This window comes from Pseudomonas sp. H3_D04 (genome assembly GCF_054669175.1).
On sequence record NZ_CP162801.1, the window covers coordinates 2,014,560 to 2,039,675 of the forward strand.

24 protein-coding genes are annotated in these 25,116 nt (G+C 60.3%); 11 read left to right on the top strand and 13 right to left on the bottom strand.

The genetic code is table 11. The features are described 5' to 3' along the window. Window positions 1-96 precede the first annotated feature (96 nt). The 4 genes from AB4N91_RS09495 (at window position 97) to hcnC (ending at window position 3,837) form a co-directional block, all read left to right on the top strand. Window positions 97-636 carry a hypothetical protein gene (locus tag AB4N91_RS09495; RefSeq protein WP_010455213.1) on the top strand — a complete coding sequence of 180 codons (540 nt, stop codon included), beginning with the start codon at window positions 97-99 and terminating at the stop codon, window positions 634-636. Between the two features lie 237 nt (window positions 637-873). Then, window positions 874-1,188: a cyanide-forming glycine dehydrogenase subunit HcnA gene (gene hcnA, locus AB4N91_RS09500; protein ID WP_010455211.1), complete on the top strand. Its 315-nt coding sequence runs from the start codon at window positions 874-876 to the stop codon at window positions 1,186-1,188. Next, complete coding sequence (hcnB, locus tag AB4N91_RS09505) at window positions 1,185-2,594, top strand: cyanide-forming glycine dehydrogenase subunit HcnB (protein ID WP_460112356.1); 1,410 nt, start codon at window positions 1,185-1,187, stop codon at window positions 2,592-2,594. The genes hcnA and hcnB overlap by 4 nt, the downstream gene beginning before the upstream one ends. After that, complete coding sequence (gene hcnC, locus AB4N91_RS09510; protein WP_154913351.1) at window positions 2,587-3,837, top strand: cyanide-forming glycine dehydrogenase subunit HcnC; 1,251 nt, start codon at window positions 2,587-2,589, stop codon at window positions 3,835-3,837. Before hcnB ends, hcnC begins: the two co-directional genes overlap by 8 nt. Window positions 3,838-3,954: 117 nt before the next feature. Here hcnC and AB4N91_RS09515 read toward each other — a convergent pair whose 3' ends face one another. Next, the gene (locus tag AB4N91_RS09515; RefSeq protein ID WP_460112357.1) at window positions 3,955-5,766 is read right to left on the bottom strand and encodes a monovalent cation:proton antiporter-2 (CPA2) family protein; all 1,812 of its coding nucleotides are present in this window, start codon (window positions 5,764-5,766) and stop codon (window positions 3,955-3,957) included. A 157-nt stretch (window positions 5,767-5,923) separates the two neighbouring features. Between AB4N91_RS09515 and AB4N91_RS09520 the strand changes: the two genes are divergently transcribed. After that, complete coding sequence (locus tag AB4N91_RS09520) at window positions 5,924-6,838, top strand: LysR family transcriptional regulator (protein WP_460112358.1); 915 nt, start codon at window positions 5,924-5,926, stop codon at window positions 6,836-6,838. Here the strand turns inward: AB4N91_RS09520 and AB4N91_RS09525 are convergent. After that, window positions 6,828-7,604 carry a substrate-binding domain-containing protein gene (locus AB4N91_RS09525; RefSeq protein WP_010455200.1) on the bottom strand — a complete coding sequence of 259 codons (777 nt, stop codon included), beginning with the start codon at window positions 7,602-7,604 and terminating at the stop codon, window positions 6,828-6,830. The genes AB4N91_RS09520 and AB4N91_RS09525 overlap by 11 nt on opposite strands. Window positions 7,605-7,629: 25 nt before the next feature. Next, window positions 7,630-8,922: an MFS transporter gene (gene tcuC, locus AB4N91_RS09530; RefSeq protein WP_010455198.1), complete on the bottom strand. Its 1,293-nt coding sequence runs from the start codon at window positions 8,920-8,922 to the stop codon at window positions 7,630-7,632. A gap of 205 nt (window positions 8,923-9,127) precedes the next feature. Between tcuC and AB4N91_RS09535 the strand changes: the two genes are divergently transcribed. Then, window positions 9,128-9,436: an RcnB family protein gene (locus AB4N91_RS09535; protein ID WP_102594365.1), complete on the top strand. Its 309-nt coding sequence runs from the start codon at window positions 9,128-9,130 to the stop codon at window positions 9,434-9,436. A 9-nt stretch (window positions 9,437-9,445) separates the two neighbouring features. On the opposite strand, the gene AB4N91_RS09540 is transcribed toward AB4N91_RS09535, so the two are convergent. Continuing rightward, window positions 9,446-10,519: a sensor domain-containing diguanylate cyclase gene (locus tag AB4N91_RS09540; protein WP_010455194.1), complete on the bottom strand. Its 1,074-nt coding sequence runs from the start codon at window positions 10,517-10,519 to the stop codon at window positions 9,446-9,448. Between the two features lie 172 nt (window positions 10,520-10,691). On the opposite strand from AB4N91_RS09540, the gene AB4N91_RS09545 reads away from it, so the two are divergent. Continuing rightward, window positions 10,692-11,030 (top strand): FKBP-type peptidyl-prolyl cis-trans isomerase, encoded by a 339-nt coding sequence (locus AB4N91_RS09545; protein WP_102594364.1) that lies wholly within the window; start codon window positions 10,692-10,694, stop codon window positions 11,028-11,030. 72 nt (window positions 11,031-11,102) lie between these two features. Here AB4N91_RS09545 and AB4N91_RS09550 read toward each other — a convergent pair whose 3' ends face one another. Continuing rightward, window positions 11,103-11,450 (bottom strand): pyocin S6 family toxin immunity protein, encoded by a 348-nt coding sequence (locus tag AB4N91_RS09550; protein WP_306163359.1) that lies wholly within the window; start codon window positions 11,448-11,450, stop codon window positions 11,103-11,105. Between the two features lie 151 nt (window positions 11,451-11,601). Further along, window positions 11,602-12,633, bottom strand: a complete 1,032-nt coding sequence (locus AB4N91_RS09555; protein WP_288115297.1) for a D-cysteine desulfhydrase family protein — start codon at window positions 12,631-12,633, stop codon at window positions 11,602-11,604. A gap of 116 nt (window positions 12,634-12,749) precedes the next feature. Here AB4N91_RS09555 and AB4N91_RS09560 point away from each other — a divergent pair, with 116 nt between their 5' ends. After that, the gene (locus AB4N91_RS09560) at window positions 12,750-13,631 is read left to right on the top strand and encodes a LysR family transcriptional regulator (protein WP_460112359.1); all 882 of its coding nucleotides are present in this window, start codon (window positions 12,750-12,752) and stop codon (window positions 13,629-13,631) included. Between the two features lie 33 nt (window positions 13,632-13,664). Here the strand turns inward: AB4N91_RS09560 and AB4N91_RS09565 are convergent, their stop codons facing one another. Together AB4N91_RS09565 and AB4N91_RS09570 are read right to left on the bottom strand one after the other, a co-directional pair. Beyond that, on the bottom strand, window positions 13,665-14,408 hold the full coding sequence (locus tag AB4N91_RS09565) for an SDR family NAD(P)-dependent oxidoreductase (protein ID WP_154501135.1): 744 nt from the start codon (window positions 14,406-14,408) through the stop codon (window positions 13,665-13,667). A 209-nt stretch (window positions 14,409-14,617) separates the two neighbouring features. Beyond that, entirely contained in the window at window positions 14,618-15,742 is a 1,125-nt protein-coding gene (locus AB4N91_RS09570) for a cytochrome P450 (RefSeq protein ID WP_460112360.1), read from the bottom strand. Window positions 15,743-15,824: 82 nt separating this feature from the next. On the opposite strand from AB4N91_RS09570, the gene AB4N91_RS09575 reads away from it, so the two are divergent. The 3 genes from AB4N91_RS09575 to AB4N91_RS09585 all read left to right on the top strand — a co-directional run bounded on the left by AB4N91_RS09575 (window position 15,825) and on the right by AB4N91_RS09585 (window position 18,711). Continuing rightward, the gene (locus AB4N91_RS09575; protein WP_460112361.1) at window positions 15,825-16,580 is read left to right on the top strand and encodes an ArsR/SmtB family transcription factor; all 756 of its coding nucleotides are present in this window, start codon (window positions 15,825-15,827) and stop codon (window positions 16,578-16,580) included. A gap of 80 nt (window positions 16,581-16,660) precedes the next feature. Continuing rightward, entirely contained in the window at window positions 16,661-17,881 is a 1,221-nt protein-coding gene (locus tag AB4N91_RS09580; RefSeq protein ID WP_077749306.1) for a putative DNA modification/repair radical SAM protein, read from the top strand. Next, window positions 17,878-18,711 (top strand): TIGR03915 family putative DNA repair protein, encoded by an 834-nt coding sequence (locus AB4N91_RS09585; RefSeq protein WP_154501132.1) that lies wholly within the window; start codon window positions 17,878-17,880, stop codon window positions 18,709-18,711. The genes AB4N91_RS09580 and AB4N91_RS09585 overlap by 4 nt, the downstream gene beginning before the upstream one ends. A gap of 56 nt (window positions 18,712-18,767) precedes the next feature. Here the strand turns inward: AB4N91_RS09585 and AB4N91_RS09590 are convergent, their stop codons facing one another. The 5 genes from AB4N91_RS09590 to AB4N91_RS09610 form a co-directional block, all read right to left on the bottom strand. Continuing rightward, on the bottom strand, window positions 18,768-19,787 hold the full coding sequence (locus AB4N91_RS09590; protein ID WP_010455177.1) for a branched-chain amino acid aminotransferase: 1,020 nt from the start codon (window positions 19,785-19,787) through the stop codon (window positions 18,768-18,770). Between the two features lie 242 nt (window positions 19,788-20,029). Further along, window positions 20,030-21,412, bottom strand: coding sequence for a dihydrolipoyl dehydrogenase (gene lpdA / locus AB4N91_RS09595; RefSeq protein WP_169858255.1), 1,383 nt, complete (start codon window positions 21,410-21,412; stop codon window positions 20,030-20,032). 3 nt (window positions 21,413-21,415) lie between these two features. Continuing rightward, window positions 21,416-22,693, bottom strand: a complete 1,278-nt coding sequence (locus tag AB4N91_RS09600; protein WP_083376505.1) for a dihydrolipoamide acetyltransferase family protein — start codon at window positions 22,691-22,693, stop codon at window positions 21,416-21,418. Further along, window positions 22,694-23,752 carry an alpha-ketoacid dehydrogenase subunit beta gene (locus AB4N91_RS09605; RefSeq protein WP_010455171.1) on the bottom strand — a complete coding sequence of 353 codons (1,059 nt, stop codon included), beginning with the start codon at window positions 23,750-23,752 and terminating at the stop codon, window positions 22,694-22,696. Window position 23,753: 1 nt separating this feature from the next. Then, the gene (locus AB4N91_RS09610) at window positions 23,754-24,989 is read right to left on the bottom strand and encodes a 3-methyl-2-oxobutanoate dehydrogenase (2-methylpropanoyl-transferring) subunit alpha (protein WP_010455169.1); all 1,236 of its coding nucleotides are present in this window, start codon (window positions 24,987-24,989) and stop codon (window positions 23,754-23,756) included. Window positions 24,990-25,116 lie beyond the last annotated feature (127 nt).

Genomic DNA, 25,116 nt, shown 5'->3' on the forward strand with positions numbered 1-25,116 from the left:
CTTTCAGTCGATGAGGATGTCGCCTGATGCACCGCTTTCGCGAGCAGGCTCGCTCCCACCTTTATTTTGCATTGACTCAAGAAGGGGAGAAGTACGTTGGACAAAAAGGAAATCAAGCGGCAACTGGTGGCGATGCTCGACGCCGGGCGCTCCAAAACCGAGACGTTCAAGGCGTTCTCCGGTGGGGCGGTCAAGGATCGGGTGCTGGCTTACTGGATTGGCGCCCGGCCCGATCCGGCATTGCGGGAAAAGCATTCACGCAAGGTCACCCTTCTGATCGCGCTGACCTGCGTACAGGCCTTGCTGGGTGCGGTGTCCGGGTTTTACCTGGGCGCGATGATCGGTTCTGGTGCGGTCGTGTTTTTCACCCTGTTTGCGGTGTTGGTACCGCTGGCGTTTGCCTGGGGCTTCTACAAAAACGTGGCACAGGCCTACACCATTTACGTGATTCTGACCGTCAGCCAGATTTCGCGGATGTTCAAGGGATATGAAGAAGACCCGGTGATGACCGTGGTCGGCGTCGTTATCACCCTGGGCATGGTGTTCTTCGTCGCCTTGGTAAAAAACCTGTTGTTCCCGGACCTGGGCTTCGTGGGCTCGAAAAAGGTCAAGGGTCAGTACGTTTTCTCTAACTGATCGGCAAGTTGGGGGGGCGGAGTCTTTCACTGGCCTGGATCAATATTCTCTTCTGCAATATCTCCTACCGTAAAAGATCCAAGCCCCTTCTGTGGCTTCGACTACATTGCTTTGACGCGCACCCTGTTGCGCTGTCGAAGTACCGGTGCGAGCCTTTTACCGAGTCGTTGGCCCGCAAGGTGTAGTGCAGCAAGGAGCTGTGGAACCTCACCTGAACTCTCATGGAAGAACATCGCAATGCCTCGCCTAGACAGAATGTTTGATATCCAGCCGCTACCGCGCGCGGATATGACTGTGCATATCAACGGCCAACCGGTCAGCGCCGCCCTTGGTGAAACCGTCCTCTCGGTCATTCAATCCCTTGGCCTGCGCCAGGTGGCCCGTAACGATCACGACCAAATCAGCGGCGCCTATTGCGGCATGGGCGTGTGCCAATGCTGCCTGGTGAAAATCAATGGTCGGCACAAACGTCGCGCCTGTCAGACCGTGGTGCGTGACGGCATGCGGGTCGAAACCCAAGTCAACCGCATCGTTGAGCAGGAGGGTGTATGAGCCTGCTTCCAGTGATCGTCGGCGGTGGGCCGGCAGGGATGGCGGCGGCCATTGAACTGGCCCGGCACGGCGTGCGTTGTACGTTGCTTGAAGAAGCTTCGCGGCTGGGCGGGGTGGTCTATCGCGGACCGTTGCGCGATGGCGTGCAACTGGACTATCTGGGGCCGCGGTACTCGGAGGCGCTGGCCACCTTGCATGGCGAGTTCCAGGCGCACGCAGCACTGATCGAGGTGCGCCTGAATCACCGCGTGGTCGGTGCCGAAGGCACGCGCGCGTTGGTGGTGCTGGACAGCGAGGAGCAGTTGCAGAAAGTCGACTACCCGCAATTGCTGCTCGCCGCCGGTTGCCATGAACGCAGCGTGCCGTTCCCTGGCTGGACCTTGCCCGGCGTGATCCTGCTGGGCGGCCTGCAATTGCAGATCAAGAGCGGGGTGGTCAAGCCTCAAGGCCCCGTGGTGATCGCCGGCACCGGCCCTTTATTGCCGTTGGTGGCCTGTCAGCTGCACGCGTCCGGTGTCAGCGTCGCGGGTGTTTACGAGGCCAGTGCGTTCGGCAAGATCGCTCGGGAAAGCCTGTCACTGCTGAACAAGCCGCAGTTGTTCCTCGATGGCTTGAGCATGCTCGCGTTCCTCAAGCTGCATGGCATCTCCATGCATTACGGCTGGGGCGTGGTGGCGGCGCAGGGCGAAGGAGAGCTGAATGCCGTGACCGTGGCGCCATATTCCAGCACCTGGGTGCCGGACCTGAGCCGTGCCGAGCAGATTGCTGCGCAAACCCTGGCGGTTGGCTACGGTTTTATCCCGCGCACCCAACTCAGTCAGCAGATGGGCCTGAACCACGGGTACAGCGACGACGGTTACCTGCGGGCCAGTGCCAATATCTGGCAGCAAAGCAGCGAGCCTCACGTGCACCTGGCCGGTGACATGGGCGGCATTCGCGGTGGCGAAGCGGCGATGCTCGCGGGACGGATTGCGGCCACATCGATCCTGCTGCAACGGGACGTGCTGGACGCGGAACTGGCCCTGGTACGGCGCAATCGCTATTTGTCGAAACTCAAGGCCATCGTGCGCTTTCGCGCGGCGGTCGACCGATACACCGAGCGCGGCGCCGGGCAAACCGCGCTGCCGGCCGCCGATACGGTGATTTGCCGTTGCGAACACGCGACCCGCGCCGACATCGACCGGGCACTGGAGCAAGGCGTGCAAGACCTGGCCAGCCTGAAAATGCGCACCCGGGTGAGCATGGGCGATTGTCAGGGGCGGATGTGCGTCGGCTATTGCACCGACCGCTTGCGCGAAGTCACCGGTCGGCAGGACGTGGGTTGGTTGCGGCCGCGTTTCCCTATCGATCCGATTCCCTTTTCTGCGTTCCACTCCGTCGGCACGGAGGCCGCGAATCATGAGTAAGTTCTATGACGTGGTCATCGCCGGTGGCGGAGTGATCGGGGCGTCCTGCGCCTATCAGTTATCCAAGCGCAAAAACCTCAAAGTCGCCTTGATCGACTGCAAGCGCCCGGGCAACGCTACCCGCGCGTCAGCCGGCGGCTTGTGGGCGATTGGCGAGTCGGTAGGACTGGGCTGCGGGGTAATTTTCTTTCGCATGATGTCAGCCAACCGCAAGCGTGAAGCCCAGGGTTCGGCGGTGGTGGTGGATTCCAGCACGCCGCACATCCTGCCGCAGTCGTTCTTCGATTTCGCCTTGCAGTCCAACGCGATGTACCCGGCACTGCACCGCGAATTGAAAGACCGTCACGGGATGGATTTCAAGTTCGAAAAGACCGGCCTGAAATTCGTGATCTACGACGAGGAAGACCGGCTCTACGCCGAACACATCGTAGCCTGTATTCCCCATTTGGCCGATCAGGTGCGCTGGCTCGACCAGGCGGCGCTGCGCGCGGCCGAGCCGAGTGTCAGCCATGAGGCGAGCGGGGCGCTGGAATTTCTCTGCGACCATCAAGTCAGTCCGTTCCGACTGGCCGATGCCTACACCGAAGGCGCGCGACAGAACGGCGTGGACCTGTATTTCAACACCAACGTCACCGGGGTTTTGCACCAGGGTTCTCGCGTCAGCGGTGTGCAGACGGCCGAAGCCGGAGTGTTTCACTGCAGCACGCTGATCAACGCAGCGGGTGCCTGGGCGGCGGATTTGAGTGAGCAGGCCACCGGTATCCGGATTCCGGTGAAACCGGTGAAGGGGCAGATTCTGCTGACCGAACGCCTGCCGAAAATCCTCAACGGTTGCCTGACCACCAGCGATTGTTATGTGGCGCAGAAAGACAACGGCGAGATCCTGATTGGCAGCACGACGGAGGATAAAGGCTTCGACGTGAGCACCACCTACCCGGAAATTGCCGGGCTGGTGCAGGGGGCGGTGCGCTGTCTTCCCGAGCTGGCGGATGTGAATCTCAAACGGACCTGGGCCGGACTGCGCCCGGGGTCGCCGGATGAGTTGCCGATTCTCGGGCCTATGAAAGGGGTGGAGGGGTATCTGAATGCCTGTGGGCATTTCCGCACGGGGATTCTGACGTCGGCGATTACCGGGGTGCTGCTGGATAAACTGGTTAACAACGAACCGCTGCCGCTGGATATCACACCGTTTTTGGCGGATCGGTTTGCCGAGGAGCGCGTTGGGTTGAAGAAGTTGGCCTGACATTACACCGCGTTATCGTTCTTCGCGGGCAAGCCTCGCTCCTACAGATCCGCTGCCCTTGTAGGAGCGAGGCTTGCCCGCGAAGGCGGCATCACGATCACCCAATGACTCAATGACTCAAGCCTTGCCCGCTTCCCGCTCCTCCATCTGATCCGCCTCAAACAACCGCGCCAGTTCCGCCCGAGCTTCCTGGGCGGTCTGCAGCACCTTCGCGGCATCGTCATAAACCGCATGCTGAGCCTCCAGCACCTGTTCATCGTGATGCTTGAAGCGCTTGATCCGCGCATCGGCCTGCGCCTGGGTCAGCCCCAGTCCGACCAGGGTGCGACGGCTCATTTCCAGGCTCGAATAATAGGTTTCACGAATCGCCACGGCGCCCAGGTCCACCAGCCGGTGCACGTGCTGACGGTTACGGGCCCGGGCGATGATCTTGATGTGCGGATAGAGCTTGTGCACCACCTCGGCGGTCTTGATGTTGGTGTCCGGGTCATCGGTGGCGATGACAAAGTACTCCGCCTGCTCGACCTTGGCCGCGCTGAGGATTTCCGGGCGCATCGGGTCGCCGTAGAACACCGGCACGCCGCCGAAGCTGCGGGACAGCTCGATGGTTTCCACGGACGTGTCCAGCGCCACGAACTTGATGTTTTGTGCCCGCAGAATCCGCGCCACGATCTGCCCCATCCGGCCCATGCCGGCGATCACCACACGCGGTGCGTCGGTGTCGATGTCGCGGAATTTCTCCGGCACCACCACAGGCTGCACCTTCGGCGAATACAGGCGGGCGCACAGCAGCAACAGCAGCGGCGTGACCGCCATGGACAGGGTGATCGTCAGCACCAGCAAGTCGTACAGACGCGCCTCGAACAACCCCTGGTCGCGGCCAATCTTGAACACCACAAACGCGAATTCACCACCGGCAGCGAGCACGATGCCGAGGCGAATCGCACTGACCCTGCCCAACCCGCCGGCCAATCGGCCCACCACAAACAGCAGCGGCAGTTTGATTGCGATCAGCAACAGGGTCAGGCCCAACACCGTGATTGGCGCGCTGAGCAGCAGGCTCAGGTTGGCGCCCATGCCGACGCTGATGAAAAACAGACCCAACAACAGGCCCTTGAACGGTTCGATCTGCGCTTCCAGTTCGTGACGGTATTCAGAGTCCGCCAGCAGCAACCCGGCGAGGAACGCCCCAAGCGCCATCGACACGCCGACCAGGTCCATCAGCCACGCCGTGCCGATCACCACCAGCAACGCGGTGGCGGTAGACACCTCGGGCAAACCGGTCTTGGCCACCACGCGAAACACCGGACGCAGCAGATACCGCCCGCCGATCACCACCACCGCGATGCTGCCCAACACCCGCAAACCGTGATTCAAATCCTCGGTCGCCGTGGTGGTGTGATCACCGCCCGCCAGCAGCGGCACCATGGCAATCAAGGGGATCGCGGCAATGTCCTGGAACAGCAGAATCGCGAACGCCAAACGCCCGTGAGGGCTGGTCAGTTCCTTGCGCTCGGCCAGGCTTTGCAGGCCAAATGCGGTAGATGACAACGCCAACCCCAGGCCGAGGACGATGGCGCTGTTCAACGGCTGGCCAAAGACAAACAGCGCCAGCACGCCGATCACCGAACCGGTCAGCAACACCTGCGCGAGGCCCACGCCAAACACCGATTTACGCATCACCCACAAGCGACGCGGCGACAATTCCAGGCCGATGATGAACAGCAGCAGCACCACGCCGAGTTCGGAGATGTGACTGACGCTTTGTGGATTGCCGATTAATCCCAGCACAGATGGACCGATGATGACACCGGCAAACAGATAACCCAGCACAGCCCCCAATTGCAGGCGTTTGGCCAAGGGCACGGTGAGCACCGCGGCGAACAGGAACACAACGGCGGCTTGTAAAAGGTTGCCTTCATGGGGCATGACAAAACTCCAGCTACTCGGTACGGTGGGGGCGACAGGATAAAGGTTGGGACTTCACACGTCAGCAAAGAGCGGGAGTCATGCTGTTACAACTTGCATCAATTGGTTACATTCATAGGATAAGCTGATCAATCTGTCCGTCCCTCGAGTGCACACCATGGCGATCAATTTCGACCTCAACGATCTGCAAGCCTTCCGTGCCGTGGTCGAGCAGGGCAGCTTTCGCAAGGCGGCCGATACCGTGCGCATTTCCCAGCCAGCACTGAGCCGGCGAATTGAAAAACTCGAAGATGCCCTCGGTGTGCGTTTGTTCGAGCGCACCACCCGCAAGGTCAGCCTGACCCAGGCCGGGCGCGGTTTTATGCCGAGTGTCGAGCGATTGCTCGATGACCTCGACATCGCGTTGCTGGGCATCAGTGAAGTGGCTTCAACCCGGCTCGGCCATGTCACGGTCGCCTGTGTACCCTCGGCGGCTTATTACTTCATGCCGCGCGTGATTGCCCATTACCACCGGCAATTCCCTCGGATCAAAGTCAAGGTACTCGACTCCAGCGCACATGACGTGCTCAGCGCAGTGGTCAACGGTGAGGCGGATTTCGGTCTGAGTTTCATGGGCGCGCTGGAGGCCGAGGTCGAGTTCGAGCCGCTGGTGCAAGAAAGTTACGTGGTGGCCTGTCGGCGCGATCATCCGTTGGCCGGGCGTAGCAGCGTGACCTGGGATGAGTTTTATCAGCAGGATTACATCTCGCTGGACAAGACGTCCGGCAATCGTTTTTTGCTGGACCAGGCACTGACCGGCATCGTGCCGCAGCGGCCGAGTATCTGCGAAACCCGCCATGTCACGACGATGATTGGGCTGGTGGAGGCGGGATTAGGGGTGGCCGCAGTGCCGTCGATGGCGATGCCGGCAGCCGATCACCCGATCCTGACACGGGTGCCGCTGATCGATCCGCAGGTGATGCGCAGTGTCGGTCTGATCAAACGCCGGGGGCGAACCCTGACCCCTGCGGCGTTGGAGCTGGAACGGCTGGTGGTGGAAATGAAAGTGCAGCCACCCGTTCTCAGCGGCTGACCGAATCCAGTCCGGTTGCTTTCACGTCCGACTGGGCGGCTGCAGAGGCCATATAGTCGAGCAGTGCCTTGGCTTCGGCGGGGTGTTGCGCGCCGACTGGAATGCCGGCGGCAAAACGTGTCACCGACTGCACCGATTCCGGAAGCTTCGCTACAAAACTGACCCCCGGCACGGGCAGCAATTCACTGACTTGCTGGAATCCCAACTGATAGTCGCCCGTGGCAACCACCGAGCCGACCGGGATTTTCGGGATCATTGTGGATTTGGGTTTCAATTGATCTTCGATGCCCAGGCGCTTGAACAGTTGATTCTCGATGTATACGCCGCTGGCGCTGTCGGAGTACGCCACCGACCGGGCGTCAAGCAGGGTCTTTTTCAAGCCGTCCACCGAGCTGATGTCTGGCTTCGGCGCGCCTTCGCGCACCACCAGGCCGATCCGCGAATCCGCCAGTTCCACCCGTGAAGCAGGGTCCACTTTGCCTTGTTTGATCAGGTCGTCGAGGGCGTAGCCGACCATGATCACCACGTCGGCCTTTTCACCTCGAGCGAGGCGATTGGGGATCGCTTCCGGTGCCTTGCCCATCGATGGCCCCAGGGCGGTGTCGAGCGTGTTGCCGGTGGATGCGGCGAACTTCGGGCCGAGGATTTTGTAGGCAGCGGTAAAGCCACCGGAGGTCATCACGCGAATCTCTTCGGCCTGGGCGACAGCACTCAGGCCAAGGCTGGCCGCCAAGGCCAGGGCTGCAAGATTAAATAGCTTCTTCATGGGCATCTTCTCGAAAAGGACGGGTTCAAGACATCGCCGGTTGCAGGCGACCGGTCGAGCGGCGGTAGAGATACAGCGTCGCGCACAAGGCGCAGAGCGCGGCGAAACTCATCCAGTAGCCGGGCGCGGCTTTGTCGCCGGTGTACTGAATCAGGAAGGTCGACATCGCCGGGGTGAAACCACCGAATACCGCCGTGGCCAGGCTGTAGGCCAGGGAGAAACCGGCGACCCGCACCTCGACCGGCATGATTTCCGTCAGCGCGGCGATCATCGCGCCGTTGTACAAGCCGTAAATGAACGACAGCCACAGCAACACCAGCAGCATGTGCATGAAGCTCGGCGCGTTGACCAGGAAGGTCAGCGCCGGATACGCGGTGGCAAGGGTCAGCAACGCCATGGCGATCAATACCGGACGTCGTCCGATACGATCGGACAAGGCCCCGCCCAGGGGCAGCCAGAAGAAGTTCGACACCCCCACCAGCAAGGTCACCAGCAGCGCATCGGACGTGCTCAGGTGCAGCACGGTTTTGCCGAACGTCGGTGCGTACACGGTGATCAGGTAAAAGGCGGTCGTGGTCAGCGCGACCATCATCATTCCGGCGAAGACGATCACCCAGTTCTGCGCCAGTGTGCGGAATACATCGCCCATGCTCGGACGGTGTTTGCGCGCGGTGAATTCTTCGGTTTCTTCCAGGTTGCGCCGCAGGAAGAAAATGAACGGCACGATCAGGCAGCCAACGAAAAACGGTATCCGCCAGCCCCAGTCGGCAATCATGGCCGGCGCCATCCATTGATTCAGTCCATACCCCAATGCCGCTGCGACAATAATTGCCACTTGCTGGCTGGCCGACTGCCAACTGGTGAAAAAGCCTTTGTTGCCAGGCGTGGCGATCTCCGAGAGGTACACCGAGACCCCGCCCATTTCCGCACCGGCCGAGAAGCCTTGCAGCAATCGGCCGATCAGGACGATGGCCGGTGCGAACAGCCCGATGGTTTCGTAACCGGGCACCAACACAATCAATATCGTGCCGCTGGCCATGATCGACAGCGTCACAATCAACCCTTTTCGCCGACCCACATCGTCGATGTAGGCACCCAGCACCACTGCGCCCAACGGACGCATGAGGAAGCCTGCGCCAAACACCGCGAAGGTCATCATCAGCGAGGCGAATTCGCTACTGGCCGGAAAGAAGACGGCGGCGATCTGCGTGGCGTAAAAGCCAAAAAGGAAGAAGTCGAACTGCTCTAGGAAGTTGCCGGAAGTGACCCGGAAAATTGCTCCGGCGCGAGAGCGCCCGGAAGGGATTGCTGTTGTCATTGACCTGTACTCCACCGCTTTTATGACGTGCATTGCCTGGGCGCAGTGCACGGTTCTTATTGAGGCGAATGGTGGAGCAGGGTGATCGATATGATAAGTGCATTGTTGGCATGCATTAATGCGTGAAGCGGATCAATGTGTGCGAACGGAATGATTCACCGCGGACACAGTCGGAGTTGGGTATGCCATCAACCAAGGATCACCCATGAACAGCAAATCCCTCATCGCCGCCCTGGTCATCGCTGCTGGCGTTGCCGGCATCAGCCCCCTCGTTCAGGCGGATGAACCCGCCGCAAAAACCGTCCAGCCCGGCGTCAATAACACCCGCGAACTGGTGGTCGGCGACCGCGCCCCGGACATGTATCAACACACAGATAAAGCGCTGCGCAACTGGAAGGCGAAAGGCCTGAAAGCACCCAAGGAACAGGCTCAGTGGGTGCAGATCAATGACAAGTACATGATGGTGATGATCACCAACGGCACGATTGTGGACATTACGCCGGTTGAGCGTTAGGTCGAACGGCTACTCGCTGTGAGCGCGCACCGGGCTTTCAGTGCCCAATCGATACTGATTATTCCCGCTGCGTTTCGCCTCATACATCGCCAGGTCCGCTATATGAATCAACCGGTCCATGCTCGGCGCATGGTCCGGGAATACCGCGACCCCGAGGCTGGTGCCGATGTGGCGTTGGTCGTTGCCGATGGTGATCGGCGGTGACAGTTCGACGAAGATTTTCTGGCAGATGGTGCGAGCCTCGTCTTGCAGGCTGACGCCTTGGGGCAACCCTTGCAGAATGACCACGAATTCATCGCCGCCGATCCGGGCAACGGTGTCGGTCGAGCGCAGGATTTTCTTCAATCGCGTAGCGGTCGTGATCAGGACCCGGTCGCCGGCCGCATGACCGTAGTGGTCGTTGATCGCCTTGAACCCGTTGAGATCGACAAACACTAATGCCACCCGGGTGGCGCTGACCCGTGCCTGTTCGAGCGCTTCGCACAGACGTTCTTCAAGCACCAGGCGATTGGGCAGGCCGGTCAACGGGTCGTAATGGGCCAGGTGTTGCAGGTAACTGGCCGAGGCTTTTTCCTCGGTGATGTCGCGCACCACACCCATCATCTTGATGGTTGCGTCATGGTCGTTCTTGACCACGTTGCCGGTTTCCCGCAGCCAGCGAATGCTACCGTCGGGCCAGACAACGCGGTATTCCTCGTCATGGTTTTCACCGGTTTCCAGGCATCGCAACTCCCCGGCACGAACGTTGGCCCGGTCGTCCGGGTGTACGCAGGCGCAGAACAGTGCGTAGGAGGGTGTGACTTCGCCGATCTTGAAACCGAACATCCCGTAGATCGCGTCCGACCAGTAGAGCTTGTCGGTGTCGACATCCCAGTCCCAGGTGCCGATGCGGGCGAAGTATTGGCTGCGCTTGAAACGCTCGGCGTCGCCGTCCTGGCGGATGTGCAGGCCTTCAGACAGGCTGGCGATAAGCGCGCGTTGCTCGGCCAATTGCTTTTGCAGCGAGCGCTCGCGGCAGATCAGCGCAATGATCAGGGCAAGCATCACTGAGCCGATGGCTGCGCTGGTCCAGACGTCATTCATTCAGGGGTTGCCATCGTGTCATATTGATCCGAGTGTCTTGGTGTTGCTTATCTTAGTTGAGGTTAATGCCGAAAACCGTTCCGAATGGGTTGCCAATGGCGCACATTTCTGGGAAAACGGCGCCCATTGGGCCCTGTCGGGTGTGAGAACAATAGAGTGAACGTGATGAATGATGAATGATGAATTGCAGATAATCGATCTTGAAGTGGGCGCCGGCAAAGCCGCCGTCAAAGGCGCACTGATCACCACCCAATACCGCGGCTGGCTGGAAGACGGCACCGAATTCGATTCGTCCTACAGCCGTGGCAAACCTTTTCAGTGTGTGATTGGCACAGGGAGGGTGATCAAGGGTTGGGATCAGGGAATTATGGGCATGCAGGTGGGCGGCAAGCGCAAATTGTGGGTGCCGGCGCATTTGGCCTACGGCGAGCGGACGATGGGCGCGATCACGCCGAATTCGAATTTGATTTTCGAGATTGAATTGCTGGAAGTGCTGACGCGGGATGATTGATTGGCGCGTGGGCTGAAATGGCTGGTGCTGCGAGGAGGCAAGCCCCTCGCTGCAATCAAACAGCTTTCCCCACTATTCCCGCACGCCTATGAAGAGGTCCAGGTCAGTCGGTAGCTGCACATCAATGGCGATGGCGATTTTTATAATTTGCTCGGCGGTCAGTAAACAATCCCCATAGGCGCTTTCATCAAGATTGTTCCAGCCAAGTACATTCAATATTGCAGCTTCAAATTCAGGTAGAACGGTCAGTTCGTACCTTAAGAAGTCACCCTCATCATCACCTTTTGAAAATCCACTGATCCAGAAAACGTAGTGGGCCTGCTGATCTATTCCCGAGTGATCCTGGCGGTTGTTGCAAGCCGGGTGCCCGTCGCGTGACGGTGGGTTTTGAACCGCAGGTGTGTGTGTCTTGCTAGCCATGAGCATCCTTGTTTCAACTTTTGTAAACGATGCGGACGCTATAGCAATGGGCATTAAATGGATGTAAGTTTTTTCTGAATGTTCGGTCGTTTTTTCCAAATTTGGTGAGGGAAGAGGCACCCTCACCACAGATTCCCGTTAACCTTTCGGATCAGACCTGAAACGTCTCCCGATACGCATACAACCCCGGCGTTCCCCCGGTCATCACAAACAGCAGATTGTCACCGCGCTGGAAACGTCTCTGCCTGATATCACCCAACAGCCCGGCAAACGCTTTCCCGGAATACACGGGGTCAATCAACAGACCTTCCGCGCGAGCCATCAGGCGCACCGCGTCGAGCATGGCGGGGGTCGGCAGACCGTAACCGTCGCCCAGTTGACTGCCATCAATCACAATCTCTGACGCCTCAACGACGGCGCTGCTGCCCAATAACGTCAGTGCGTCCTGAGTCAGTCGCACGGTTCTGTCCGCTGACGTGTCCCGATCAGACAAGACCGAATACGATTTGACCATCGACGTACCCCGACCCAGCAACTGGAACCCTGCAGCGAGTCCGGCGTGGGTGCCGGCGCTGCCATTGGGCACGACCACCTGGTTGAAGGTGAGGCCAAGTTGCGTTTCCTGCTGCGCGATCTCCGCAGCGCAGCGTGCGTAACCGAGGCTGCCCAGCGGCGTTGAGCCACCCGTTGGAATCACCAACACTGTGCGCCCGGCTTCCCGAAGGTGGGCGGCGCGTTTCTCGGCCTCGGTAAGCGAGTCGCTTCCGCCGGCAAGCACCCGTATGTCGGCGCCGAACAACTGATCGAGCAGGACGTTGCCGTTGAGCTCGTAGTCCACTTCGGCTTTGGGCACCGAGCGGGTCAGGATCAATTCGCAGGCAATGCCCAGGCGGGCGCACACGGCGGCCGTTAGCCGTGCATGGTTGGACTGGAGACCGCCGATGGTGATGACCGTGTCGACCCCGGCCGCCAGCGCCGCGCCGAGGTGGAATTCGAGTTTGCGCAGTTTGTTGCCGCCACCGCCGATCAACATGTGATCATCGCGCTTGAGAAACAGGCCGATGCCTTGTGCCTTCAAACCCAGCAGCTGTTCCAGGCGTTCGGCGCGCTGAATCGGCGTCGGGCCTTGCAACAGGTCTGCCCGCGCAAAAGAACTCAGTGACATGTCCAGTAGGGTTTGCATCAATGGCGCCTCGTTATGCACTTTAATGCAGTGACTCTAGGGACAAAGTCCCGGGTGATAAACGCATCGCCGGTTATTACTCCTTTAACCTGATGTATTGAATGCAAGGCAGGGACATGAGCAAACTCAGGCAAATGGAAGTCTTCGTCGCCGTGGTCGAGGCGGGCAGCTTCGCCGATGCGGCCAGTGAAGTCGGGATGTCGGCGGTCATGGTCGGGCGGCATATCCAGGGGCTGGAGAAAACCCTCAATACCCAGCTGATTAAACGCACCACGCGTCGGCAATCCATCACGGGCGAGGGGCGGCTGTTTTACGAAGAAGCCAAACTGGCGCTGGAGCAAGTGAACTACGCGTTCAGTCGGGTGGAAGCGTCCAGCCCGGAACCCAGCGGCCTGTTGCGCATCACCGCGCCGATGAGTCTCGGCGTTTCCCTGGTCGGGCCGCTGGTGTCCGAATTCATGCAGCGTTATCCGCAGATCCAGGTCGAGCTGATTTTGAGCAATGAAGTGATCGATCTGTACGAGACGTCATTCGATCTGGCGTTCAGGATTTCCGAGCTGATTGGCGTCAACCTGCTGGCCACGCCGTTGCCGCCGTATCGCATGGTGATCTGCGCTTCGCCCCGGTATCTGGAAAGATGGCAGGAACCGCAGTCCCCCGAGGACCTGCACCGGCACCGAATTCTCACTCATACGTCCTGGAACAACCGGTTTGCCTGGCCGCTGAGAAACGGCTCCAGCGAAGTGCCCTGGCCCGAAAGCGCCGTGTTGAAGAGCAATGACGGTCAGGTGTTGTTGCAGGCGGCCGTGGCTGGGGAGGGGATTTTGATGCAGCCCGACTTTCTGGTGTCGGCGGCGTTGGCCAAAGGTGAGCTGGTGAGGATCATGAACGCCTACGTACCGCCGCCCAAACCGGTGCAGATGGTGTATCCGCGCTCCAGGAAATCGTTGCCAAAGTTGCACGCCTTTGTCGAGTTTGTCGCGGATCGACTGGTGTGATCGTGGCGTCCTGAAGCGCAGACAAATGCGGGTCTAGCGCAGGGTGTACCCGCTGTCGACCACCCAATCCTGGCCGTACACGCTACGTGCGCCACGGCTCAATTGGAACAGGATGACGTCTGCCACGGCACCCGGTTTTAGAAACTCTCCGTCGAGCAGCCGCTGGTTCACCGAGTTGGCGACATCGCCCAGTTCCGCAGGCTTCAAGCCAAGCGTCGACCAGATCGGGGTAGCCGTAGGGCCTGGCGATACGGTGTTGATACGGATGCCGTGAGGCGCCAATTCTACGGCCAGGGTCCGGACGTGCGCCATCAGCGCTGCTTTCGAGGCGATGTAGGCGGCCAGACCAGGAAAGGTCACGTTGGCCAGGAACGTGCCAATGAACACCACCGACGTGGTTGCCGCAAGGTGGCTGCGCAGGCAGGCCAAGGTGTTCAGCGCACCGGCGCCGTTGACCGCCCACTGTCGGTCGAAGGCGGCTACATCCAGGCCATCGGCCAGTTGCGCAATGCCGGCATTGGGCACCACGAAATCCACTGGCCCCAAGGCTTCGGCGCGAGTGCCCAGCCGGGCGAGGTCCTCTTGGCGGGTGATATCTCCGGCCACCCAGGCGAGTTGGTCCTTGTAGCGTTCCGCCAGTTCGCCCAGGCCACCTATCTGGCGTGACATCGCCAATACGCGAGCGCCTTGCTCCAATAGCTGTTCGGTAACAGCCAGGCCGATGCCGGAACTCGCGCCAGTAACGACGGCCACGCGATTGTGAAATTCGTTGAGCATGCAGTAATCCTCTTCCTGATAATCCAGCCTGTCTTTTAGGGGGGCGATCGTTGGTTGATCGAAAGCGTAAACGTGTGATCAAAAAACGGGCCAGTCCGGGATGTCAGGCAGGACGCGGGTTATGGAGGCTCTGTTGTTACTTTGACTCCATTGAAAAGTAGTCGTAACGACTGCTCTGTAGTCAATATGACACTTGGTGGCGATGACCTTCATTGCGGCGACGGGGAATACTCGCTAAAGACTGGAATACGCCCGTTCAGCGAAGGCCGGTACTTCCAGGCCAATCGATCCAGTGCAGGGGGATGCAGCAGAATTTCGCTCAACGTGGCACTGGCAATCCCCAACGCCAGCAGTTGCCCGGGACATTGATGCCGCCCCGCACCAAACGTAAAACTGCGCCGCTGCGGGCGATCCAGAATGAATGCGTCGGGACTCTCATTGAGTTGGGGGTCTCGATTGGCCGAAGCCAGCAGCACCAGAACCACATCGCCGGCATTGAGACTTACACCCTCGATTTCGCACGGTGCTGCGACAAACCGGCGGGTGTTCTGCACCGAAGGGTCGAAGCGCTGAACTTCGGCGATCAAGTCGTCAACGGGTGTCGAGTCGCGTAGCAGCGACAGGTTTTTAATCAACGCCAACATTGCGTTGCCGATCAGTCCGGCGGTGGCTTCATACGTCTGCGAAAACAGCCCGATCAGATTGGCAATCAACATTTCAGGATCACCCGCGCAACGCGTCCGAATCCCGCTGAGCAGTGAGCTTTTATTGCCCGAATCATCCAGCAATTCAACGAAATGCCCCCTTAATTTCTCAGCGGCAGCGTGGGCAGTCTCCAATTGCAGCGGATCACTGAGCGGCGACAGACACGCCACGAAATTCGCCGTCAGCTCACTGATCGCCCGGCCCTGAGCCGGTGAAAACCCCAACAGCGCCGCCACCACGCAAACCGGCCCTCGGAACATGGCGTTATACAACCCGTCGGCATCCGGCGTGATCAACCGCGCGCTCACCAGTGCGTTGACCTCGTCCACATCAATCAGCGCCAACCCCGGCTCAATCGCTGACCTCGGGCAACGCTGGCGCTCGCCCTCATTCATCCGCATTAATTGCCCGAATACCTTGCCGGCCATGCCGTCGGCAATCGCTTTGGGTACCGGCTCAGCGGCCGGTCGGACATGGCAATCCCGGTGCGCCAGCACTGCCGCAACGGCCTGGGCGCTGCTCGCCACCCACAATTTCAGTCCTTGGTGAAACACTAGCCCACCCTCGGCGCGCAGCCGGGCGTAATAGGGATAGGGATCGGTATGAGTCGCAGCGATGATCGGGTCCATGGGTCGCAGCCTTGTTCGTGGTGGGAGAAGTGTTGCTACTATCTCCAGTTCGAAACGGCCTTGATTCGTCCGGGAGCGAAATATGAACGTTGAACAACACGACATCGGCGTCTCTCAAGTGGCCGCGGCCATCGCGGAACCGGCCCGGACGAAAATCCTCTGTTCGCTGATGGACGGCCACGCCCGCACCAGCACTGAGCTGGCGGCGATTGCCGATGTCAGCGCTTCCACCGCCAGCGCTCACCTGGCCAAGCTCAAGGAGCTGGCGCTGCTGCGTTTGCACGTGCAGGGTCGCCATCGTTATTACAGCCTCGCCGACCAGCGCGTGGCCCAGGCGCTGGAAGCGCTGATGGTGATCGGCCAGAACACTGCGCCGACTTTCACCTCGCGTACACCGGATCGCCTGCAATTCGCCCGCACTTGCTATGACCACATGGCCGGGACGCTGGCGGTGCTACTGCACGACCGGATGCTGGAAAAAGGCTGGTTGCTGGAAACTGACGAGCAGGCTTACCGCCTGAGCGACAGCGGCGAGGCGTTGATGGAAGGGTTGGGCATTGAAGTCAATGACCTGAACACCTTGCGTCGCCGCTTCGCGTGCCCATGCCTGGACTGGAGCATGCGTCGGCCACACTTGGGAGGTTCGCTGGGGGCGGCGTTGCTGCAAACCGCGATCAAGCGCAAATGGGTGACGCAGGATCTGGACAGCAGGGCGCTGGCGTTGACGGCGCTGGGGCGCAAGGAATTGGGTGCACAGTTCGACCTGACGCTGGCGCAGCCAACCGTGCAACCCATCCGCGAACAACGCCCACCGCAACCTGCGCGTGATGTGGTCTGACCCGACCAAGGGTTCGCTGATGACTTGTGCCTTGAAGGTCGACCCTATACTGTATATCCACACAGTAATAGGCGTGCCCCATGGAACTCATCGACAAGCTCAGCATTCTCGCCGACGCCGCCAAGTACGACGCGTCTTGCGCCAGCAGTGGCGCGCCCAAGCGTAGTTCCGAGGGCAAGAGCGGCCTGGGCTCGACCGACGGCATGGGCATTTGCCACAGCTACACGCCGGACGGCCGCTGCGTGTCGTTGCTGAAGGTTCTGCTGACCAACTTCTGTCTCTATGACTGCCAGTATTGCGTCAATCGACGTTCCAGCGACGTGCCACGCGCACGCTTCACGCCGGAAGAAGTGGTGACGCTGACCATGGATTTCTACCGGCGCAACTGCGTCAGTGGGTTGTTTCTCAGTTCCGGGATCATTCGCTCGGCGGACTACACCATGGAGCAACTGATCCGCGTGGCCAAACTGCTGCGCGAAGACCACGAGTTCCGGGGCTACATCCACCTCAAGACCATTCCCGAAGCCGATCCGGCGCTGATCGAGGAAGCGGGGCGCTATGCCGATCGCTTGAGCGTGAACATTGAACTGCCCACCGACGCCAGCCTGCAAACCCTGGCCCCCGAGAAACAGCTGGGCTCGATCAAGCAAGCGATGCAAACCATCTACACCGGTGTCCAGACCGTACTCAACGAACCCCGCGCACCGAAATTTGCCCCGGCCGGGCAGAGCACGCAGATGATCGTCGGTGCTGATGACACCGATGACAGCACCATTCTCCATAGCGCCCAGGCGTTGTACGGCAACTTCAGTTTGCGAAGAGTCTATTACTCGGCGTTCAGCCCGATCCCCAACAGCCCGAAAAGCGTGCCGCTGGCCGCGCCGCCATTGATGCGCGAGCACCGTTTGTATCAGGCGGACTTCCTGTTGCGCAGCTACGGCTTTACCGCTGGCGAGCTGTTCAAGGGGCCCGGGCACCTGGCGCTCGACATCGATCCGAAACTGGCGTGGGCATTGGAGAACCGCGAGATCTTCCCACTGGACCTCAATCGCGCCGAGGCATCGTTGATCGCACGCATTCCCGGTATTGGCCTTCGCACCACCGAGCGCCTGGTGGAATTGCGCCGTCAGCGCCGCATCCGCTACGAAGACCTGACCCGAATGCGTTGCGTGCTGGCCAAGGCCAAACCGTTCTTCATCACCAGCGATTACCACCCGCAGCAGGCGGAGGTCACCAGCCATTTGTTGTATCAGCAATTGCGCGACCGGCCGCAGCCGCAACAAATGGGGTTATGGGGATGATCAGCCTCGATTGCGATGACCTGTTCGACACGTGGCGCCAGCAGGCGCGCTGGCTGCTCAGCCATGAGGTGGACCCGAGCCGGGTGAGTTGGGCCAGTGAAGGCGTCTGCGATCTGTTCGCCAGCGACGATGCGCCACCTCAAACCCAGGGGCCGTTTCACGCACGAATACCGCGAACGCTGTTGGACACCCTGGAGCGCGCCGCTCGTTATCGGGGGGATCAGCGCTGGAGTCTGTTGTACGAAGTGCTGTGGCGGGTCAGTCATGGTGACCGCACCGCCATGCTGGCCGGAGACAAATTAGGCAGTGAATTTCATAGAAGAATCAAACAGGTACAGCGTGAATCTCATCACTTACATGCATTCGTACGATTCGTCGCAATGCCTGAAGGTGAGGGCCCGCAATACGTTGCCTGGCATGAACCGGCCCACGACATCCTGCACAGCGCCAGTGAACATTTTATCGGGCGCATGGGCCGGCATCGCTGGTTGATTGCAACGCCCAGGGACGGGGTCTACTACGACGGTGAGCAGTTGATCCACCAACGCCAGTGCCCAATTGAATGGCAGCAGCTGGCACAAAACGTCGACGACCCGCACAGCGACATGTGGTTGACCTACTACAGCCACATCTTCAATCCGGCGCGCCTGAACCCGAAAGTCATGCAAGGGCATTTGCCGGCCCGGTTCTGGAAAAACCTGCCGGAAGGAGCGCTGATTCCGGGACTGATCACCCAGGCACGCACGGGTAAGCAACAGGACGGCCAGGCGAGTGGAATCAAGGGCAGGGGAGGTAAACGTATTGCGCGGGGAGAAGCCGGGCAGCGCTGATAAAAAAGCCCCCCATCGCCAAAGCGATGGAGGGCTTCGATGCCGCTGGCGTCAGATCAAACCTTGACGATCCAGCCCGCTGGCGCTTCGACGTCACCGGTTTGAACACCGGTCAGCTCTTTGTAGAGCTTCTGGGTGACCGGGCCGACTTCGGTTTCGCTGTGGAACACATGCAGATGGTCGTTGTAGCTGATGCCGCCGATCGGTGTGATCACCGCAGCGGTACCGCAAGCGCCGGCTTCCTTGAAGTCGGACAGCTTGTCGATGAACACGTCACCTTCAACCACTTCCAGGCCCAGACGCGATTTGGCCAGCTCGATCAACGACAGGCGGGTGATGCCTGGCAGGACCGACGGCGAGTTCGGCGTGACGAACTTGTTGTCGTGGGTGATCCCGAAGAAGTTGGCCGAGCCGACTTCTTCGATTTTGGTGTGGGTCATCGGGTCGAGGTAGATGCAGTCGGCGAAGTGGGCTTTCTTGGCCTGGGAACCTGGCATCAGGCTGGCCGCGTAGTTGCCACCGACCTTGGCTGCACCGGTGCCTTGTGGAGCGGCGCGGTCGTAGCTGGAGATCAGGAAGTTGTGCGGGGTCAGGCCACCTTTGAAGTAAGCGCCGACCGGAATGCAGAAAATCGAGAAGATGAACTCAGGGGCGGTACGTACGCCGATGTTGTCACCCACGCCGATTACGAACGGTCGCAGGTACAGCGCGCCGCCGGTGCCGTAAGGCGGGATGAAACGCTCGTTGGCGCGGACCACTTCCTTGCACGCTTCGACGAACTGCTCGGTGGACACCTGCGGCATCAGCAGGCGGGCGCAGCTGCGTTGCATGCGGGCGGCGTTCTGATCCGGGCGGAACAGGTTGATCGAACCGTCCTTGCAACGATAAGCCTTCAGGCCCTCGAAGCATTGCTGGCCATAGTGAAGGGCAGTGGAGCCTTCGCTGATGTGCAGCACGTTGTCTTCGGTCAGGGTGCCTGTGTCCCACTCGCCATTACGCCAGTGCGACAGATAGCGCTTGTCTGTCTTGATGTAGTCAAAACCCAACTTGTCCCAATTGATGCTTTCGTTACCCATGACACCCTCTATCACTTAACAACCGCCGAAACGGTTCAAGGCTTCTGACGTTTTTCTGGATGGGGACAACAATACTTCATTACGGGCCTGTTTCGCAGCCCGGACTATCGGATGACGGACAGATAAATCGAGTTGACCTCAAGAAATCGCTGGCAGGCTGGCTCCCACAGGAGAAGGCATTGCAAATGTGGGAGCTGGCCTGCTGGCGATGGGGTCATCTATGCCGCCATCTATGTTCTGAATCACAGGTGCAGTGCATGCCCCAAAGCGCGCAGCGCGGCTTCTTGCACCGCCTCGCCCAGCGTCGGATGCGCATGAATCGTGCCGGCAATGTCTTCCAGCCGCGCGCCCATTTCCAGGCTCTGGCCAAACGCCGTCGACAACTCCGAAACGCCCACACCCACCGCTTGCCAGCCAACAATCACATGATTGTCACGGCGTGCCACGACGCGCACGAAGCCGCTTTTCGATTCCAGCGTCATCGCCCGGCCATTGGCCGCGAACGGGAAACTGGAAACGATGCAGTCCAGGCCGGCAGCCTTGACGTCGTCCGGGGTCTTGCCGACCACCACCAGTTCCGGGTCGGTGAAGCACACGGCAGCGATGGCGGTCGGGTTGAACTCGCGGGATTTGCCGCTGATCAGTTCGGCCACCATCTCGCCCTGAGCCATGGCCCGGTGCGCGAGCATCGGTTCGCCGCTCAGGTCGCCGATGGCGTACACGTTGCGCATACTGGTCTGGCAGCGGTGGTCGATCTTGATCGCCGAGCCATTCATGTCCAGATTCAGCGCTTCAAGGTTCCAGCCCTGGGTATTCGGCTTGCGACCGACGGCCACCAGCACCTGATCCGTTTCCAGGTTCAGGGTGTCGCCACCCGGTTGCAAAACTTGCAGTGTATTACTAGAAGAATCAAAGCCTTGGACGCTGTGCTTCAAGTAAAGCGTTACACCGAGCTTTTTCAGTTCGTCGTGTACCGGCTGGGTCAGTTCGGCATCGTAGGCCGGCAGAATGCGCTCCTGCGCCTCGACCACGCTCACGTCAGCGCCGAGTTTGCGATAGGCAATTCCGAGCTCCAGACCGATGTAACCGCCACCGACCACGACCAGGCGTTTCGGCACGGACGTCGGGGCCAGGGCTTCGGTGGAGGAGATGATCGGTCCGCCAATCGGCAACATCGGCAGGTTCACGCTTTTCGAGCCCGTGGCCAGCACCAGGTGCTCGCACTGGATTCGCGTATCGCCTACTTCCACGGTTTTGCCATCAATCACTTTCGCCCAGCCTTGAATGACCTGGACTTTGTTCTTTTTCAACAGCGCCGCGACGCCGGTGGTCAGGCGATCAACGATGCCGTCCTTCCACTCGACGCTTTTGCCGATGTCGAGGGTTGGCGCGGAGACGCTGATGCCCAGCGCAGAGTGCTGGCTGTGGTGTTGCGTCTGGTGGAACTGTTCAGCGACATGAATCAACGCCTTCGACGGAATGCAGCCGATGTTCAGGCACGTACCGCCCAACGATTCGCCTTCCACCAGAATGGTCGAGATGCCCAACTGGCCGGCACGGATCGCCGTCACATAACCGCCAGGGCCGCCGCCGATGATCAGCAGAGTGGTGTTCAAAGTCTGCATCTCTTACTCCACAAACAGGGTGGCGGGATGTTCGAGCAAACCACGGATGGCCTGGATGAATTGCGCCGCGTCCATGCCATCGACCACGCGGTGATCGAAGGAGCTGGAGAGGTTCATCATCTTGCGAATCACGATTTGGCCTTTGACCACCATCGGGCGTTCGACGATCTTGTTGACGCCGACGATCGCCACTTCCGGCAGGTTCAGCACCGGCGTGCTGACGATGCCGCCCAGCGCGCCGAGGCTGGTCAGGGTGATGCTCGAGCCGGACAGTTCATCGCGGCTGGCCTTGCCATTACGTGCGGCCGTGGCCAAACGGGCGATTTCGGCCGCGTTATCCCACAGGCTGCGGGCTTCGGCGTGACGCACCACCGGCACCATCAAGCCGATGTCGGCTTGCGTGGCGATGCCCACGTGGACGGCGCCGAGGCGGGTGATGACCTGGGCTTCGTCGTCGTAACGGGCATTGATCTGCGGGAAGTCGCGCAGGGCGACAACCAGGGCGCGGACCAGGAACGGCAGCAATGTCAGCTTGCCTCGGGTCGCCCCGTGTTTTTCGTTCAGGTGCGCGCGCAGTTCTTCAACGGCGGTGACGTCGATTTCTTCGACATAACTGAAGTGAGCGGCACGCTGAGTGGCATCCTGCATGCGCTGGGCGATCTTGCGGCGCATGCCGATGACCTGGATTTGCTCTTCGTCATTACGCTGGGCGTAAGCGGCGGCCACGGTCGATTGCGGCTGCTGCCCCTGGGCCAGATAGGCGTCGAGGTCTTCGTGCAACACGCGACCGGCAGGGCCGGTGCCACGGACCAGGCGCAACTGGATGCCGAGGTCCAGCGCATGCTTGCGCACGGCCGGGGAGGCCAGCGGGCGTTCGTCGGCTTCGCGAGCGACCATCGGGCCTTGGCAAACGGCGGCTCGGGGTGCTGCTGCAACGACCGGTTTGCTTGCGACCACGGGTTCAACTTTCGGCGTCGCAACCGGCGCTTCTTTCACCGCAGGGGCTGCCGGCTGAGCCGACTCTTTAACGTTGCCCGCGCCTTCGACTTCAATGCTGATCAGGATGCTGCCCACCGCCATGACTTCGCCTGGCTGTCCGCCCAGCGCAATCACCTTGCCGTGCACCGGAGACGGGATGTCGACCATCGCCTTGTCGGTCATGACATCGGCGAGCACCTGATCTTCGACGACCATGTCGCCAACCTTGACGTGCCATACCGACAATTCAACTTCTGCAATGCCTTCGCCAATGTCCGGCATTTTAATAACGTGCGTGCCCATTCAGACCTCCATGACCCGTTTCAACGCCGCGCCCACTCGGGACGGACCAGGGAAATACGCCCACTCTTGCGCGTGGGGGTAGGGAGTGTCCCAACCGGTGACGCGTTCGATCGGCGCTTCCAGGTGATGGAAGCAATGCTCTTGCACCAGGGCGACCAGTTCGGCGCCGAAGCCGCACGTGCGGGTCGCTTCGTGAACGATCACGCAGCGGCCGGTTTTCTTCACCGATTTGACGATGGCGTCCAGGTCCAGAGGCCACAGGCTGCGCAGGTCGATGACTTCAGCGTCGATCCCGGTTTCTTCCGCCGCAACTTGCGACACGTAGACGGTGGTGCCGTAGGTCAGGATGGTCACGTCCTTGCCGGGACGGGCGATGGCGGCCACGTCCAGCGGCACGGTGTAGTAACCGTCCGGGACCTGGGCGGCCGGGTGTTTCGACCACGGGGTTACCGGGCGGTCGTGGTGGCCGTCGAACGGGCCGTTGTACAGGCGTTTTGGCTCGAGGAAGATCACCGGGTCATCGTTTTCGATGGAGGCGATCAGCAGGCCTTTGGCGTCGTAAGGGTTGGACGGCATGACCGTGCGCAAGCCGCAGACCTGAGTAAACATCGCCTCAATACTTTGGCTGTGGGTCTGGCCACCGTAGATGCCGCCGCCGCAAGGCATGCGCAGGGTCATCGGTGCGGTGAACTCGCCGGCCGAGCGATAGCGCAGCCGCGCGGCTTCGGAAATGATCTGGTCCGACGCCGGGTACACGTAGTCGGCGAACTGGATCTCGGCGACCGGGCGCAGACCGTAGGCACCCATGCCCACGGCAACGCCGACAATGCCGCTTTCTGAGATCGGCGCATCGAACACCCGGGAGGTGCCGTACTTGGTCTGCAGGCCTTCGGTGCAGCGGAACACACCGCCGAAGTAACCGACGTCCTGGCCGAACACCACGACGTTGTCGTCACGCTCAAGCATCACATCCATGGCCGAGCGCAGGGCCTGGATCATGGTCATGGTGGTCGTGGTCATGGCGGTTTCCAACTCGATATTATTGTTGTGATCGTTCATGTCAGATCCCCAACTCTTGACGCTGGCGCTTCAAGTGCTCCGGCATCTCTTTATAGACGTCTTCGAACATGGTCGCGGCGCTTGGAATCTGGCCACCGGCCAGGGTGCCGTACTGCTCGGCTTCTTTCTGGGCGGCAATCACTTCGGCTTCCAGTTCGGCGCTGACGGCGACGTGTTCCTCTTCGGACCAGTGGCCGATCTTGATCAGGTGCTGCTTGAGGCGCGCAATCGGGTCGCCCAGCGGGAAGTAGCTCCAGTCGTCGGCAGGACGGTATTTGGACGGATCATCGGAGGTCGAGTGCGGACCGGCGCGGTAGGTGACCCATTCGATCATCGTAGGGCCGAGGTTGCGGCGAGCGCGTTCGGCGGCCCAGGCAGAGGCGGCGTAGACCGCGACGAAATCGTTGCCGTCGACCCGCAGGGAGGCAATGCCGCAACCGACGCCACGACCGGCGAACGTAGTGGCTTCACCACCGGCAATCGCCTGGAACGTCGAGATCGCCCACTGGTTGTTGACCACGTTGAGGATCACTGGCGCACGGTAAACGTGGGCAAAGGTGAGGGCGGTGTGGAAGTCGGATTCAGCGGTGGCGCCATCGCCAATCCACGCCGATGCGATTTTGGTGTCGCCCTTGATCGCCGAGGCCATGCCCCAGCCCACACCTTGTACGAATTGGGTGGCGAGGTTGCCGGAAATGGTGAAGAAGCCATAGTCCTTGACCGAATACATGATCGGCAACTGACGGCCCTTGAGCGGATCGCGCTCGTTGGACAGCAGTTGGCAGATCAGGTCTACCAGCGGTACATCGCGTGCCATCAGGATGCTTTGCTGGCGGTAGGTCGGGAAGCACATGTCATCGACGTTCAGCGCCAAGGCCTGGCCGCTGCCGATGGCTTCTTCGCCAAGGCTCTGCATGTAGAACGACATTTTTTTCTGACGCTGGGCGACCACCATGCGGTTGTCGTAGATCCGCGTCTTGAGCATGGCGCGCATGCCTTTTCGCAGGATCTCGACCGGTACGCCTTCAGCCCATGGACCGAGGGCATTACCCTGGTCGTCGAGCACGCGAATCAGGCCTTTGGCCAGGTCGGCGGTGTCGGCGGGTTCAACGTCGATTGGGGGTTTGCGCACCGTGCCGGCGTCGGTCAGACGCAGGTAGGAGAAGTCGGTTTTGCAGCCAGGACGGCCCGATGGTTCGGGAACGTGCAGGTGCAGCGGTTCATACGCTTGGTTCATGGCTTCTACGCTCGATCTTGTGAATTTCTTGTAGTGAGCTGACCGTCATTCTTCGATAAAAGAAATCTTGTCCTACAACAATCATAGGCCCGGCGCAGAAGAATATTTATCTCTGTTTCGTTGCGCG